This is a genomic window from Sphingomonas sp. Marseille-Q8236 (genome assembly GCF_965112005.1).
In genome coordinates, this window is sequence record NZ_CBCOPO010000001.1 from 985,355 (window position 1) to 1,000,185 (window position 14,831).

The following is a 14,831-nucleotide window of genomic DNA, read 5'->3' on the forward strand; positions in this document are numbered from 1 at the left end:
GCAAGCCCTTTTTTCAAAATTTTTCCGGCTGGCGGCTTTTTCAATAGAACATTACAAGAACATATATGGAGGAGCCCTTCGCCCTGATCGACCGATTGCGCCGCGCCGCCGCTTTGGCGGGCGAGGTGGCGCCCGGTTCAGTGGCGGCGGCGGAGGATGGGCTGCCCCGTCTGGCGCGGGCACAACTTCATGAAATTCATGTGTTTTCCGAAAACGAAGGGGCCAGCGGCGCGGGCTTTGCCATGGGATGCGTGCTGACGGCGGCGGCGCGGCCCCTGCTATGGCTGCGCACCGAATCTGCCGAGCGGGAAGGGGGGCGACTCCATGGGCCTGGGCTGATCGCAATGGGGCTCGACCCGCCGATCTGGTCGTGGTGATCGTGGCCGACGATGCGGCGTTGCTGCGCGCGGCGGCGGATGGCGCGCGCTGTCCGGGCCTGGGCACGGTGATCGTGGAGGGCTGGGGCACGATGCGGAGCTATGAGCTGACCGCGTCGCGCCGGTTGATGCTGGCCGCCGAGGCTTCGGGCGTGTTGATGATCCTGCTGCGCGTCGGCGGACAGCCGGTGCCCAGCGCGGCCGCCACCCGTTGGGGCGTCGCGCCCGCCCCGTCGCGCGCTCTGGCGGCCGATGCGCCGGGCGCGCCCGCCTATGATCTGGAATTGCTGCGCCGAAGGGGAGGGCCCGCAGGCGCCCGGTGGCGCGTGGAGTGGAACCGTGACACGCAAAGCTTCGACCCCGCGCCGCTATCTGGCGCTCGTCTTCCCCTGGTTGCCGATCGAGCGGTTGCGGGCCCGTCGCCCGCATCTGTTCGTCGGGCGCGATGAGGCCCCGATCGTCTTCGCCGAATCGGTGGGCGGTGCGATTCGGCTGGCCGCGCTCGACAGGGGCGCGGTCGCGGCGGGGTTGTCGGTCGGGCTGACCCTGGCCGACGCGCGGGCGCGGGTGCCGGAGATCGAAGTGTTCCCACACGATCCCGCCGCCGATGCGGACTGGCTGGAGCGACTGGCCGAGGGTGCGCGACGCTATAGCCCGGCGGTGGCGCTCGATCCGCCGCACGGGCTGGTGATCGACAGCGCCGGCGTGGATCATCTGTTCGGCGGGGAGCGGGGGCTGGCCGAGGATATCGAGACGCGGATGGCGCGGCGGGGAATTACGGTTCGGCTGGCCTATGGCGACACGCCCGAGGCGGCACGCGCGCTGGCACGGCATGCCGGGGCGCCCGCCCCGGACGAGATGGGGGCGATCCGCCGCCTGTCCGTCGCCGCGCTGGACCTGGATGAGGAGGCGACCGCCGCGCTGATCGCGGCGGGGCTGAAGCTGGTCGGCGACGTACTGGCGCGGCCGATGGCGACGATCGCCGCGCGCTTCGGGCGGGAGGCGGCGACCGCGCTGCGGCGGCTGACCGGCGAGGAGGAGAGCCCGCTGACCCCGCGTGTCGTGGCCGCGCCGATCGCGGTCGAGCGCCGCTTTGCCGAGCCGGTGGCCCGGACCGAGCATATGCTGGGCGTGCTGGAGGAACTGGCGGGGGAAGCGGCGCGGGCGCTGGAGGAACGGCATGAGGGCGGGCGGCGCTGGGATGCGCGGCTGTTCCGCGCGGATGGCGAGGTTCAGGATCTGCGCGTCGAGACCGGGCAGCCGACCCGCGATCCGGCCATGCTGCTCCGCCTGTTTCGCGAGCGGATCGAGGCGCTGGCCGATCCGCTCGACCCCGGTTTCGGCTATGACCTGATCCGGCTGGATGTCGGGTTGGCCGAGAAGATGGATGCGGTGCAGCTTCGGCTGGAGGGGGGCGAGGGGCGTGCGCATCAGGCCGAGGCGGCCGTCGCGGCGCTGATCGACCAATTGGGGACGCGGCTGGGGCGTGAACGGGTGCGGCGTATCCATCCGCGCGACAGCCATATGCCCGAACAGGCCGAATTGCTGCTTCCCGCGACCGAGGCGCCGCCCCGCGCGGAATGGACCCGGCCCGAGGCGGGCGAGCCCCCGATGCGCCCGATCCATATGTTCGACCCGCCCCAGCCGATCGAATCGCTTGCCGCCGAGACGCCCGACGGGCCCCCGGCGCGCTTTCGCTGGCGGCGCAAGCTGCATGACGTGGCGCGCGCCGAAGGGCCCGAGCGGATCGCGGGCGAGTGGTGGCGCCGCGCCGACATGGCGCCGCCGACGCGCGATTATTACCGGGTCGAGGATGTGCGCGGGCGGCGCTTCTGGATCTTCCGCCACGGCCTTTATTCCGAAACCGAACGGCCGCGCTGGTATGTCCACGGCCTGTTCGCATGAGGGAGTCGTTCCCATTCCTCCCCTGCAAGGGGAGGTGGCAGCGCATCGCGCTGACGGAGGGGTGCCCCCGGTGGTGAGGTTCCCCAGCCTCGTTGGCGGCGACACCCCTCCACCATGCTGCGCATGGTCCCCCTCTCCTTACAGCGGAGGAAAGGGTTAAGTGTCTGCCCAACCCCGCTTCGCCGAACTGGTCGCGGCGACGCATTATTCCTTTCTCGACGGCGCGAGTTCGGCGGAGGCGATGGTCCAGCAGGCTATCGTGCTGGGGCTGGACGGAATCGGTATCGCCGACCGCAACACGGTGGCGGGGGTGGTGCGCGCGCATCGGGCTTTGCGCGAAATCCGTGAGACGCATGGCAAGGACATCGGCGCCTTTGAATTGGTCGTCGGCGCGCGGCTGGTCTTTAGCGACGGGACGCCGGACATCGTCGCCTATCCGGTCAATCGTACCGGCTGGGGACGGCTGACCCGGATGCTGACATTGGGCAACAAACGGGCGCGAAAGGGGGGCTGCATCCTGGGGCTGGGCGACCTGACGCGTCATGCGGAGGATCTGCTGCTGATCGCGCTGCCGGACTCCAGCGCGCGCCCCTGCGAGCCGATGGCGGATGCGATGTTGCCGCCGAAGCGCGCTGATCCGGGGTTGGAGGCGACGCTTGACCGGCTGGTCGCGGCGGCGCCGGGGCGGGTGTGGCTGGGCGTGACGATGCCGAGAGGGGGCGCGGACCGGCGGCGGCTAATGGCGCAGGCGGCGCTGGCCGAGACGCGGGGCGTGCCCTTGCTCGCCACCACCGACGCGCTGTTCGCCGAACCTGGCGACCGTCCGGTACAGGATATACTGACCTGTATCCGCGAAGGCTTGACCATCCGCAGCGCCGGGCGACGGCTGGCCGCCAATGCCGAGCGGCATCTGAAGCCCGCCGCCGAAATGGCGCGGCTCTTCGCCGATCGCCCGGACGCGGTCGCACAGAGCATGGCGATGCTCGACCGGATAGAGTTTCGGCTGAAGCATCTGTCCTATCACTATCCCGACGAGCCGGTGCCCGAAGGATGGGAGGCGCAGGACTGGCTGGAGGAACTCGTGCGGCGGGGGGCGGCGGAGCGCTTTCCAGACGGTGTGCCCGCCACGCTGCAAGCCACGCTGGCCGCGGAACTGGCTCTGATCGGCGAGTGCCAATATGCGCATTACTTCCTGACCGTACACGACGTGGTGAGTCATGCGCGCGGCCTGAAACCGCCGATCCTCTGCCAGGGGCGCGGCTCGGCGGCCAATTCGGCGGTGTGCTGGATATTGGGGGTCACGTCGGTCGATCCGACCAGGCACGACCTCCTCTTCTCGCGATTCGTCTCCGCCGAGCGGAACGAGCCGCCCGATATCGACATCGATTTCGAGCATGAACGGCGCGAGGAGGTGATCCAGTATATCTATAACCGTTATGGCCGCCACCGCGCCGCCATCGCCGCGACGGTCATCCATTATCGCCCGCGCAGCACGGTGCGCGAGGTCGGCCGTGCGCTGGGCCTGAGCGAGGATGTGACGCAAAGGCTGACCAGCACCGTCTGGGGCAGCTTCTCCAAGCAGTTCGAGGAAAAGCGCTTCCACGAAACCGGCTTCTCGCCCGACAATCCCGAAATCGCGCGGCTGCGCACGCTGGTCGACCGGCTGCTGGGGGCGCCGCGCCACTTGTCGCAGCATGTCGGCGGCTTCGTGCTGACGCAGGGGCGGCTCGACGAGACGGTGCCGATCCATAACGGCGCGATGGAGGGGCGGACATTCATCGAATGGGACAAGGACGATATCGACGAGTTGAAGATCATGAAGGTCGACATTCTGGCGCTGGGGATGCTGACCTGCATCCGCAAGGCGTTCGACCTGATGGAGGCGAACGGGCTGCCGCGCCCGGGGCTCGACACGCTGGCGCAGGACGAGGATGATCGCGTCTACAAGATGCTGCAGAAGGGCGACAGCATCGGCGTGTTCCAGGTGGAAAGCCGGGCCCAGATCAATATGCTGCCCCGGTTGAAGCCGAAGGAATTCTACGACCTGGTCGTACAGGTCGCGATCGTCCGGCCGGGGCCGATCGAGGGGGACATGGTCCATCCCTATCTGCGCCGCCGGGCGGGCAAGGAGCCGGTCAGCTATCCTTCCCCGACCAAAGGTCCGGCGGACGAATTGCGAACGCTGCTCGGCAAGACCTATGGCGTGCCGCTGTTCCAGGAACAGGCGATGAAGCTTGCCATCACGGCGGCGGGATTCACCCCCGACGAGGCCAACCAGCTTCGCCGCGCCATGGCCACCTTCCGCAATGTCGGGACCATCCAGAATTTCCGTGACAAGATGATCGGCGGCATGGTCGCACGCGGCTATGAGGCGGAGTTCGCTGAGCGCTGCTTCAAGCAGATCGAGGGCTTCGGTTCCTATGGCTTTCCCGAAAGCCATGCGCTGTCCTTCGCGCGGCTGGTCTATGTCTCGGCCTGGCTGAAATGCCATCAGCCCGCGATGTTCACCTGCGCGCTGCTCAACGCCCAGCCCATGGGATTCTATGCCCCCGCCCAGCTGGTTCGCGATGCGCGCGAGAATGGCGGGGTCGAGGTGCGGCCGGTCGATGTGAATCACAGCGGGTGGGACAATCGACTGGAGCGGCGCGAGGATGGCGCCTTCGCGCTGCGGCTGGGCTTTCGACAGGTGGATGGGTTTCGCCAAAGCTGGGGCGACGGTATCGCCGACCATGCCCCCTATGAGACGATCGAGTCGGTCGCGATCCGCGCACAGCTTCCCCGCCGGGCGCTCGACCTGCTGGCGCAGGCGGATGCCTATCGCTCGTTGGGGCGGGGGCGGCGGGAAGGGCAGTGGGAGGCGCGGCGGATGAAATCGGCGCAACTGCCGCTGTTCGCCGTGATGCAGGCCCCCGAAATGGCCGCCGAGCCCGAGGTGACGCTGCCCCCCATGACGCCGTCCGAACAGGTGACGGCGGATTACCGCGCCACCCGCCTGTCGCTGAAAGGCCATCCGATGGCGTTCCTGCGCAGCGAACTGGCGGCCGAAGGCATCCTGTGCGCCGCCGACCTGCCGCATCTGCGCGACGGACGCCGGGTGAAGGTGGCGGGGGTGGTGTTGGTGCGCCAGCGGCCGGGTAAGGGCAATGCGATCTTCGTCACGATCGAGGACGAGACGGGGATCGTTAACGCGCTGCTCTGGGCGCGCGATTTCGAGGTGAACCGGCGGGCGGTGATGGCGGCGCGGCTGATGCTGATCCACGGCGTCGTCCAGCGGAGCGAGGAGGGGGTGATCCATGTGATGACCGCCGGGGTCGAGGATCGCAGCGCGATGCTGGCGCGGCTGGAGGATATACCTGCCATCCCCACGCGCTCGCCCGATCCGCGCGGTGCCCCCGCCCAGCGCGGCATCCATCCGCGCGACGTTCGGCTGCTCCCCCGCTCGCGCGATTTCCATTGAGCGGGCCATAAGGGGCCGGAGAAGGCGATTTCTGCGATGGCCTTATCCTGGGGGACTTGTGCGCACCCCCCACCATGCCATATTTTACATCATCATGGCCCTGAACAGCGACCTTCTCACCCATCCTTTGGGAATGACCGGCAATGGGCCGGGACGCGGACCCGGCCAGGGCCCCGACCATGGGGATGACGACGGCAACGGCCTGGGCGTCGCGACGCGGACCCGGACGCGCACCAAGCAGCCGACGCCGTACCGCGTGCTGATGCTCAACGACGACTACACGCCGATGGAATTCGTGGTGCTGTGCCTCCAGCGCTTCTTCCGCATGAGCATGGACGATGCGACCCGCGTGATGCTGCACGTCCATCAGCGCGGCGTGGGCGTCTGCGGTGTGTTTTCCTATGAGGTGGCGGAGACCAAGGTGGCGCAGGTGATCGACTTCGCCCGCGCGAACCAGCATCCGCTGCAATGCACGCTCGAAAAGGCGTAAGGGGCTTTCCCTCGATCCTTTGCTGACGGGAAGGCGTTCCTGCCGCCGCCCGCCCGATGCGACGAATGCGTCAGCGTGCCGGGGGCAGCCAGCTCAGGTCCAGATTGGCGAAGCGGTCGATATAGGCGGCTTCTTGCGCCAGTTGCGCCTCGTCCAGCACCGACACCCGGCCGCCCTCGCGCTTGATCAGCCCTTCATCCTCCAACTGGCGCAGCATGCGGTTCACATGCACCGCAGTCAGCCCGATCGCGTCGCCCATCTCTTCCTGGGTCAGTCCGAGCGTGAAGGAGGTGCCGACCGCCATCCCCGCCTGACGCATCTGACCGCGCAGCGACAGCAGCAGCGTCGCCACCCGCGCACGGGCCGAGGTCCGGCCCAGTCCGGCGAGGCGATCGGTGGTGACGACCCGTTCGATCTGGTTGAGGACGAGGATCAGGCTGAACAGGCGGGGATGGTCGGTCGCCAGCCGGGTGACGTGCGATCGGTCGAAGCCACAGACCACCGCGTTCGACGCCGCCACCACCGTGTCGGGCGATCGGCCATAGACCAGGGTCGACATGGCAAAGAGGTCGCCGGGAAACAGGAAGCGCACGATCTGGCGGCTGCCGTCGTCGAGCAGGACATAGCACATCAGCATGCCCTGCAGCAGGACGAACAATTCCTCGCTGCGCGACTGTTCGTCCATCAGCACCGATCCGCGTCGGACCTGGCGCGGCCGTTCCTCCAGCTGGGACAGGGCTTCACGCTCCAACGGGGTTAATTCAACCCATCTTCCCAGTCTGTCAGCAAGGCCGAAATTTGACACTGACACCTCATCCCCCGAGCGGACACGTGCCTTAGGGTCCAAACCCAATCAGCCTCTTGAGGGGTGATGGTTTTCCTGATTCACTGGTTCGTAGATCAGGAGGAGTGAGGCATGGCGCTGTTCTGGTTGTCGGATGAAGCATGGGTAGCAATCGAGCCGCATCTACCCAGGAACCAGCCCGGCGCGCGGCGGGTAGACGACCGGCGGGTGATTTCGGGCATCGTGCATGTGCTGAAGGTCGGCTGCCGCTGGTGCGATTGCCCGGCCGATTACGGGCCGTCGACGACGATCTACAATCGGTTCAACCGCTGGTCGCGCCGTGGCTTCTGGCTCAAGCTGCTCGACGCGCTGGTGGATGCCGGCGTGGTCACGAAGAGTACAGCGATCGACAGCACCTACATCAAGGCGCAACGCGCGGCATTCGGCGGAAAAGGGGGCGCCAGATTCAGGCGATCGGTCGCTCGCGCGGCGGATGGACGACCAAGATCCATGCGCTCACCGACTTTATCGGCCGCCCCTATGCATTGATGCTGACGGCCGGCAACGTCAGCGACGTGAAAGCGGCACCTGCGCTCCTCGAACGAGCCGATCGCATACGCTACCTCCTTGCTGACAAGGGCTATGACGCCGACCGGCTGCGCCGCTCGCTCCGCGACGCTGGAGCCGTTCCCGTCATTCCGGGGCGACGTAACCGGAAGCGAGCCATCCGATACGACAAGGACCGATACCGTGGCAGGCACCTCATCGAGAACGCCTTTTGCCGTCTCAAAGACTTCCGCCGTGTCGCCACCCGCTACGACAAACTCGCCGTCAACTTCCTCTCAGGCGTCGCCATCGCAACCGCAATCGCATTCTGGCTCTGATTGAGTCTCAGCCCTAGCCACGGAGGGTGCGAGCCCGCATTAATATCGATCAACCGGCCCTTTTCTGGTTTAACCGTCGAGGGATGCCGCGCCGGACGAGTCGCCGGAGGATTTGAACGCGATCGAGTGCGGGACCCTTGGCGGTGGCGCACGGGTCCGCTAGGAGGACGGGCCTATGGACCGTATCCTCATTCGCGGCGGCAACCGGCTGTCGGGCCGCCTGAAGATCTCGGGCGCGAAGAACGCCGCGCTCACCCTGATGCCCTGCGCGATCCTGACCGATGAGCCGGTCACGCTGCGCAACCTGCCGCGTCTGGCCGATGTCGACGGGTTCGGTCATCTGCTCAACCAGATCGGTGCGTCGACGCGGGTCGAGGGGACGCGGCCCGAGGATTTCGGCCGGGTCATGACGATCCGGGCGGGTCAGCTTTTCTCGACCGAGGCGCCCTATGACATCGTGCGCAAGATGCGCGCGTCGATCCTGGTGCTGGGCCCGATCCTGGCGCGGGCGGGTGAGGCGCGGGTGTCGCTGCCTGGTGGCTGCGCGATCGGCAACCGCCCGATCGACCTGCACTTGAAGGCGCTGGAAGCGCTGGGCGCCGAGATCGAGCTGACCGCTGGCTACGTCAAGGCGAGCGCGCCCGGCGGGCGCCTGTCGGGTGGGCGCTATACCTTCCCGGTGGTGTCGGTCGGCGCGACCGAGAATGCCCTGATGGCCGCCGTCACCGCGCGCGGGACGTCCGTGCTGGGCAATGCTGCGCGCGAGCCCGAGATCGTCGATCTCTGCCGCTTGTTGATCGCGATGGGTGCGCGGATCGATGGCGTCGGGACCGAGACGCTGACCATCGAGGGCGTCGAGCGTCTGCACGGTGCGACCTATTCGGTGATGCCCGACCGGATCGAGGCAGGCTCCTATGCCTGTGCCGCCGCGATCACCGGTGGCGACCTGGAACTGGTCGGGGCCTGTGCCGAGGATATGCGCGCGACGCTCGCCGCACTGACCGAGGCTGGCGTCACCGTCGAGGAAGGCCGCGACTCGATCCGCGTGAAGGCCGATGGCCCGCTCCAGCCGCTGACCCTGTCGACCGCGCCGTTCCCGGGCTTCGCGACCGACATGCAGGCGCAGTTCATGGCGATGCTGTGCAAGGCCGACGGCACCAGCACGCTGACCGAGACGATCTTCGAGAACCGCTACATGCACGTGCCCGAGCTGGCGCGGATGGGTGCGGACATCCAGGTCCATGGCCGCACCGCAATGGTCAAGGGCGTCGCCAGGCTGACGGGCGCGCCCGTGATGGCGACCGATCTGCGCGCCTCGATGAGCCTGATCCTGGCGGGTCTGGCAGCCGAGGGCGAGACATCGGTGAGCCGCGTCTATCACCTCGACCGCGGCTATGAGCGGCTGGAGGAAAAGCTGTCGGCGGTGGGTGCCGACATTGAGCGCGTCGGGGACTAAACCCGTTTCCTCCCCTTGCAGGGGAGGAATAGAGTTCCCTACGTCACCAGCCGCTTCAGCGTTTCCACCCGGTCGGCCTCGGCGGCGGGCTTGTCGGTGCGGATACGGGCGATGCGGGGGAAGCGCATCGCGACGCCGGACTTGTGCCGTTTCGATTCGTGGATCGAATCGAACGCGATCTCCAGCACCAGCGTTTTGTCTACCTCGCGAACCGGCCCGAAGCGATGGACCGTATGCGCGCGAACGAAGCGGTCCAATGCGCGCAATTCCTCATCGGTGATCCCCGAATAGGCCTTGCCGACGGGCAGCAACTCGCCATCCTCGGTCCAGCAGCCGAAGGTATAGTCGCTATAATAGCTCGACCGCCGGCCATTGCCGCGCTGCGCATACATCATCACGCAATCGGCGGTCAGCGGATCGCGCTTCCACTTGTACCACAGGCCCACGCGCCGCCCGCCGCTATAGGGCGAATCGCGGCGCTTGAGCATCACCCCCTCGATCGCGGCGTCGCGGGCGGTGGCGCGCAAGGCCTCCAGCGCGGTGAAATCCTCCGCCTCGATCACCGCGCTGACGTCGAAACGGTCGGGGTCGAGTTTCGCGGCGAACGCCTCCAGCCGCTTCCGCCGCTCGGTCCAGGGGAGGGCGCGGACATCCTCGGTCCCGTCGACGAGAATATCGTAGAGCCGGACGAAGGCGGGATAATCCGTCAGCATCTTCGCCGACACCGTCTTGCGCCCGAGCCGTTGCTGGAGGGCATTGAAGCTGGCGGCACCCCCGCCATCCTCCAGCGTACCCCCCTGATGCTCGCCCTTGACGAGCAGTTCGCCATCGACCGCGCCGATCGCGTCGAAGGCGTTCGCCACATCGGGAAAGGCGTGGGTCACGTCGTCGCCGGTGCGGCTATAGAGTCGGGTCTGCCCCGCGACATGGACGATCTGGACGCGAATGCCGTCCCATTTCCACTCGGCGGCATAGTCGGTCAGGTCGACCCGCAAATCCTCCAGCGGATGGGCGAGCATGAAGGGACGGAAGACCGGCACATCGGCGGGGGTCGGCTGTGCCCCCTTGCCCTCACCCCAGGCGAACAGTTCGGCATAAGGCGGGGACAGGCCGTGCCAGACCTCTTCCACCGCCTCGACATCCAGGCCGAAATGCTGGGCGAAAGCGGTCTTGGCCAGCCGCGCGGACAGGCCGATCCGCAGGCCGCCGGTCGCCATCTTAAGCAGTGCGAAGCGCTCCTCCGCGCTCGATCGGTCGAGCATGTCGGCGAGCACGGCGGGCGCGTCCGACCGCGACAGGTGGCGCAACCGCTCGACCACCGCGCTGACCGATAGTGGCTCGGGATCAAGCGGCCGGTCGGGTGTGGGCCAGAGCAGGGCGGCCGTCTCTGCCGTGTCGCCGACATAATCGCGGCTCATGCGGAATAGTACGGGATCGACCCGCTGCTCGATCAACGCGCGGATGAGCGCGGGCTTGACGCCCGGCAGGTCGAGATCGCCCGTCAACGCCGCCATAGCCCAGCCCCGGTCGGGATCGGGCGTGGCGGCGAGGTAATCCGCGACCAGTTTCAGCTTGGCGTTGCGCGATCGCGTATAGATCAGCGCGTCGAGCAACGCGGCAAAGTCGCGCACCGGCGGATCAGTCGATCGCGTTCTTCACCGACTTGCCCGCGACCAGCCCGAGCACCAGAAAGATCACGAACAATGCGATCGCGATGAAGAACAGGATCTTGGCGATCCCGACAAACGCCCCGCCGACACCCCCGAAACCGAGCGCGCCGAGAATCAATCCGACGACGAGAAACGTGATGGCGAGCTTGAGCATGGGGCATCCTTCCGACCTTGATGAAAGGGGTTAACCGGCGGGGCGAGTTGGTGTTCCGGTTACGGATTGCCGTTGCGGTCCATATGGGCGCGAATGTCGCCTTGCCCGTCGGCGCGCCGTTCCCAGGCGAAAGGGCAAAAAGGGACATGTGATCTGTCCCATCATGGTATCGAAATCCGATCGGTGCCCGATCGCGGCATTGCAACATCGTCCCTCTTTGGGGCATGTGCGGAAGGGGAGGGGGCAGTAACCAACTGCTCACGGGGGAAAATTCATGACGACTCGGCGCCAATTCCTGATCGGCGCGGCGGCCTTTTCCTGTGCCGGCTGCGTGGTGGAGGGGGGAAATGATACCCAGCCGCAACCAACACCCACGCCGACGCCGACCCCTGTCGCGACCCCGCCGCTCTATATGCTGGCGACGAAGGACGGGTCGGTCGGCCAGACCTATTCCGTGCCCAATGGGCTGACCGGCGTTCAGTGGTTCCGAGAGGCGCTGACCGTCGATCGGACGCGCACGCCGATTGCCGACGCTTCGGGTGCAACCTATGTCGCCCGCGCGCAGGATCTCGGTACCCGCCTGGTCGTCACCGGCCTGATGAATGGGCAGAACGTCACCGCCGTCGCGCTTGCGGTGGTGCTCGATTCCCCCATTTTGCTGGAAAGCTTCGATACGACGAGCGGCTTTACGGCAACCAACGGAGCGCTGCTCGCCAGCGGATCGGCTCGGGCTCAGGGCAGCGGCTCGGTAGAGATGCAGGGGACGGGATCGCGCCTGGGTGGACCGGGATTGCGCAAGTCCGATATCGGCTATCACGACCCCGCCAAGCTGGGAACGATCGCGCAGTTCGTCGACCTGGGATGGGATCCGGTCTATGGCACCGCCACCGCCTTCGATCTGGCCTTTTTGCGCGACGGGCAGGAGTTTCGCGGCCAGACGGCGCTGTTGGCGCCGCTCTATCAGACGCCACAGCCGCTTTTCTATGGCACGATGTGGGGATCGATCCATTCGAGCGAGATTGCAGGGCTGCAAAGCGCGGGGCCCGGCCGGTTCGGCATGGCGAACAGCGTGTCGACACAGGTGCCCGATGCGCCGCGCGTCGGCGTCGATGCGCTGGTGGCCCGGGCCGGTGGCCGCCCGACCATCATAATCGGCTTCGACGATCTTCTGCGGACGCAATATACCGAAGCCTTTCCCTATATGCGGGCCCGCAACGTCAAGGGCGGCTTCCATGTCGCCCCCGGCCTGCTCGGCGGCCCCAGCAGGCTGACCCTCGCGCAGATCCGCGAAATGTATGATGCCGGCTGGGATTGCTATCTGAACGGCACCTATGACGACGGTACGATGATCGGCCACCCGACGCTGGCCGCTGCGGTGGCCGACCTGCAAAAGGTGCGCGACTGGGCACAGGCCAATGGCATGCCGCGCGGCAATGATTTCTGCTGCTATCCTAATGGCCGTTACCAGGACAGCCCGGCCCGGCCGCGCAGCTTTTCCGTCAGGACCAATGGCACGGTGATCGCCACCATGGCGGACACTTCGGGCATCCAGCCCGGCATGTTCGTGGGCGGCTATAACGTCCCGATCGGCACCACCGTGGTCAGCGTGGACAGCGCGACCCAGATCACGCTCAGCGCTCCGGTCATCGCCCAGGTCAAGGCATTCAACTTCACCGATCTGTCGGGCGAATTCTCCTACACCAAGCTGCCGCTGGCGTTGAAGGCGGCGGGGTTCAAGATGGCGCGAACGACTCAGGGGCGCGGAAGCTGGCTGTCCCGTTTCGGCATTCCCGATCGCGGCGGTGTCCTCGCCCCTGCCAATGCCATGTCGAACGAATCGCTGGATCAGTTGAAGGCGGATATCGATCTGACCATCCTGCGCGGGGAAACCTCGGAATTCTATGTCCATGGCATCTCTGCCACCGGTACCGGCCAGACCGATCCGGACAAGTTCCGCGGCCTGATCGACTATATCGTCGCGCGTCGCGATGCCGGGGATCTGGACGTCCTGACCAAGACCGAGCTCTGGATGCGCGACGGCGCTTCGTCCCTGCCCCTCTGATCTGACCCATAAAAAAGGCCCCGGCTTTCACCGGGGCCTTTCGCCTGTCGTTCTGTTCGGAGGTTACTCCAGGCCCTCAGCCCTTGCGGCCGGCCTCGAACAGGAACCAGGCGCGCTCCTCGGCCTGGTCGGTCCATTCGTCGACGATGCCGCTGGTGGCATTGTCCTTGGCCTCTTCGGCGGCGTCCTTCACGGTGCGAAAGCGCTCGACCAGCTTCATATTGTCGTCGCGCAGCTCGACCAGCATGTCGGCGGCGGAGACGAACTCGCGGTCATTGTCGACGATCGTCTGGCGGCGCGCAATGTCGCCGATCGAGCGCAGCGTGACGTTGCCGGTCTTGCGCACCCGCTCGGCAATGGCGTCGGTCACGCCCAGGATCTGCGCGGCCTGATCGTCGAGCATCAGGTGATAGTCGCGGAAATGCGGGCCCGAGACATGCCAGTGGAAATTCTTGGTCTTCAGGTACAGCGCATAGCAATCGGCCAGCGCGCCGTTCAGGGCATCGGCGACGCTGGCGGTCGCGTTGCGGTTCAGGTCGGTCGGCGTATCGAGCGCCGGATTGATATCGGACATGGACATGCTCCCGCTGTCTGGATCGTTGCGTTAACGATTCGATGGCGGAATGGCTCCGCCGCGTCCATGTACAAAGCATGGCCTGAGTGATCGATACTCTAGATCAATCCCTTCACCGCCAGCGCGATCACCACGCCAGTCAGCCCCATCAGCACGCCCAATCCAACCCGCACGGCCCGCAATGGCAGGCGGCGCCAGCCCCGCTCCCCCAGGATGATCGCAGGCAGCACCGCCCCGGCCAGCCCGATCGCCGCACCGGGCAGCGCCGCCCAGGGCAGGGGGGAGCGTGCGGCGGCGGCGGCCACGATCAACGATCCCGAATCGGCGAACAGGATCGCTCCGCCGCCGATCAATGCCCCGCCGAAAGCGCCCAGCCGGGGCCAGCCATAAGGCGTCGCGAACCGGGGCAGGGGCCCCATCATCCCGATCCCGGTAAAAATCAGTGCGATGGCCAGGAGCAGACCATGCGTCTCGGGTGTGAATCGCGCGGCGAGCACGGTGCCGAGCCGAATCCAGACCCCCGCCAGCAATGCCTGTGCCAGGACCAGCCCGGCCAGCACCGCGACCGGCCGTCCACTCCGCTCCGTCAGTTGCGCCGCCAACAGGCTCGATCGTCCGCAGGCCTGCCCCGCCAGGGTCGCGACCAGAACGATCATGAAGGCGTCCATCAGCCCGCCATTCGTACCGAACACGCCTCGGCGAATCGGTTCGCGGTCTCCAGATCCTGGCGCTCGCTGGCGACCGCGTCGGTCAGCATCGCGAACCAGCCATGGACGGGCCCCGCGGCGCCGTCACGCATCAGCGCGCGGTCGATGAAATGGGTGACGGTGACCGCAGGAGCCAGGCCATGCGCATGGGCCAGCCGGCGAATGGCGTCGATTCCACTGGCCAGGTCGGCGGCGGGGGCATAGGGTGCCCTGACGTCGAGCGCGGCGATTCGGGCCCAGAGCTCGTCCCGTATTTCCGAAGGAATCGCCCGATCGGATGATTCGTCCTGCTCCATCGCTTCCCCCCGGCC

The 14,831-nt window shown here is 66.9% G+C and carries 13 protein-coding genes and 1 pseudogene; 8 read left to right on the forward strand and 6 right to left on the reverse strand.

The features are described from left to right. Nucleotides 1–65: 65 nt before the first annotated feature. The 5 genes from ACWPWT_RS04655 to clpS all read left to right on the forward strand — a co-directional run bounded on the left by ACWPWT_RS04655 (nt 66) and on the right by clpS (nt 6,229). The gene (locus ACWPWT_RS04655) at nt 66–377 is read left to right on the forward strand and encodes a hypothetical protein (protein WP_454278753.1); all 312 of its coding nucleotides are present in this window, start codon (nt 66–68) and stop codon (nt 375–377) included. Continuing rightward, nucleotides 374–826, forward strand: a complete 453-nt coding sequence (locus tag ACWPWT_RS04660) for a hypothetical protein (protein ID WP_454278754.1) — start codon at nt 374–376, stop codon at nt 824–826. Before ACWPWT_RS04655 ends, ACWPWT_RS04660 begins: the two co-directional genes overlap by 4 nt. Continuing rightward, on the forward strand, nt 717–2,282 hold the full coding sequence (locus ACWPWT_RS04665) for a Y-family DNA polymerase (RefSeq protein WP_454278755.1): 1,566 nt from the start codon (nt 717–719) through the stop codon (nt 2,280–2,282). Before ACWPWT_RS04660 ends, ACWPWT_RS04665 begins: the two co-directional genes overlap by 110 nt. Nucleotides 2,283–2,442: 160 nt before the next feature. Next, on the forward strand, nt 2,443–5,739 hold the full coding sequence (locus ACWPWT_RS04670) for an error-prone DNA polymerase (RefSeq protein ID WP_454278756.1): 3,297 nt from the start codon (nt 2,443–2,445) through the stop codon (nt 5,737–5,739). Between the two features lie 133 nt (nt 5,740–5,872). After that, a complete protein-coding gene (gene clpS / locus ACWPWT_RS04675) occupies nt 5,873–6,229 on the forward strand; it encodes an ATP-dependent Clp protease adapter ClpS (protein WP_261268654.1) in 357 nt (118 codons plus the stop codon). A 70-nt stretch (nt 6,230–6,299) separates the two neighbouring features. Here clpS and ACWPWT_RS04680 read toward each other — a convergent pair whose 3' ends face one another. Beyond that, a complete protein-coding gene (locus tag ACWPWT_RS04680) occupies nt 6,300–6,980 on the reverse strand; it encodes a Crp/Fnr family transcriptional regulator (protein WP_261268459.1) in 681 nt (226 codons plus the stop codon). A gap of 165 nt (nt 6,981–7,145) precedes the next feature. On the opposite strand from ACWPWT_RS04680, the pseudogene ACWPWT_RS04685 reads away from it, so the two are divergent. Both ACWPWT_RS04685 and murA read left to right on the forward strand, forming a co-directional pair. Next, nucleotides 7,146–7,897, forward strand: a pseudogene (locus ACWPWT_RS04685) (IS5 family transposase). Nucleotides 7,898–8,072: 175 nt separating this feature from the next. Further along, complete coding sequence (gene murA / locus ACWPWT_RS04690; protein ID WP_261268460.1) at nt 8,073–9,353, forward strand: UDP-N-acetylglucosamine 1-carboxyvinyltransferase; 1,281 nt, start codon at nt 8,073–8,075, stop codon at nt 9,351–9,353. Between the two features lie 38 nt (nt 9,354–9,391). Here murA and ACWPWT_RS04695 read toward each other — a convergent pair whose 3' ends face one another. Both ACWPWT_RS04695 and ACWPWT_RS04700 read right to left on the reverse strand, forming a co-directional pair. Then, the gene (locus ACWPWT_RS04695; protein ID WP_454278757.1) at nt 9,392–10,984 is read right to left on the reverse strand and encodes a cisplatin damage response ATP-dependent DNA ligase; all 1,593 of its coding nucleotides are present in this window, start codon (nt 10,982–10,984) and stop codon (nt 9,392–9,394) included. Between the two features lie 7 nt (nt 10,985–10,991). Further along, the gene (locus ACWPWT_RS04700) at nt 10,992–11,177 is read right to left on the reverse strand and encodes a DUF1328 domain-containing protein (RefSeq protein WP_261268462.1); all 186 of its coding nucleotides are present in this window, start codon (nt 11,175–11,177) and stop codon (nt 10,992–10,994) included. A gap of 274 nt (nt 11,178–11,451) precedes the next feature. Between ACWPWT_RS04700 and ACWPWT_RS04705 the strand changes: the two genes are divergently transcribed. Next, the gene (locus ACWPWT_RS04705; protein ID WP_454278758.1) at nt 11,452–13,239 is read left to right on the forward strand and encodes a hypothetical protein; all 1,788 of its coding nucleotides are present in this window, start codon (nt 11,452–11,454) and stop codon (nt 13,237–13,239) included. 76 nt (nt 13,240–13,315) lie between these two features. On the opposite strand, the gene ACWPWT_RS04710 is transcribed toward ACWPWT_RS04705, so the two are convergent. The 3 genes from ACWPWT_RS04710 to ACWPWT_RS04720 all read right to left on the reverse strand — a co-directional run bounded on the left by ACWPWT_RS04710 (nt 13,316) and on the right by ACWPWT_RS04720 (nt 14,816). Next, nucleotides 13,316–13,813, reverse strand: a complete 498-nt coding sequence (locus tag ACWPWT_RS04710) for a Dps family protein (protein ID WP_405051341.1) — start codon at nt 13,811–13,813, stop codon at nt 13,316–13,318. A gap of 98 nt (nt 13,814–13,911) precedes the next feature. Further along, entirely contained in the window at nt 13,912–14,481 is a 570-nt protein-coding gene (locus ACWPWT_RS04715) for a hypothetical protein (RefSeq protein WP_454278759.1), read from the reverse strand. Continuing rightward, nucleotides 14,481–14,816, reverse strand: a complete 336-nt coding sequence (locus ACWPWT_RS04720; RefSeq protein ID WP_454278760.1) for a hypothetical protein — start codon at nt 14,814–14,816, stop codon at nt 14,481–14,483. Before ACWPWT_RS04720 ends, ACWPWT_RS04715 begins: the two co-directional genes overlap by 1 nt. Nucleotides 14,817–14,831: the final 15 nt, after the last annotated feature.

Bases quoted from the DNA above. Each gene is read 5' to 3' on its own strand.
- ACWPWT_RS04710 (WP_405051341.1), bottom strand. From the start codon at position 13,813: ATGTCCGATATCAATCCGGCGCTCGATACGCCGACCGACCTGAACCGC.
- ACWPWT_RS04715 (WP_454278759.1), bottom strand. From the start codon at position 14,481: ATGGACGCCTTCATGATCGTTCTGGTCGCGACCCTGGCGGGGCAGGCC.
- ACWPWT_RS04700 (WP_261268462.1), bottom strand. From the start codon at position 11,177: ATGCTCAAGCTCGCCATCACGTTTCTCGTCGTCGGATTGATTCTCGGC.
- ACWPWT_RS04720 (WP_454278760.1), bottom strand. From the start codon at position 14,816: ATGGAGCAGGACGAATCATCCGATCGGGCGATTCCTTCGGAAATACGG.
- murA (WP_261268460.1), top strand. From the start codon at position 8,073: ATGGACCGTATCCTCATTCGCGGCGGCAACCGGCTGTCGGGCCGCCTG.
- ACWPWT_RS04655 (WP_454278753.1), top strand. From the start codon at position 66: ATGGAGGAGCCCTTCGCCCTGATCGACCGATTGCGCCGCGCCGCCGCT.
- ACWPWT_RS04705 (WP_454278758.1), top strand. From the start codon at position 11,452: ATGACGACTCGGCGCCAATTCCTGATCGGCGCGGCGGCCTTTTCCTGT.
- clpS (WP_261268654.1), top strand. From the start codon at position 5,873: ATGACCGGCAATGGGCCGGGACGCGGACCCGGCCAGGGCCCCGACCAT.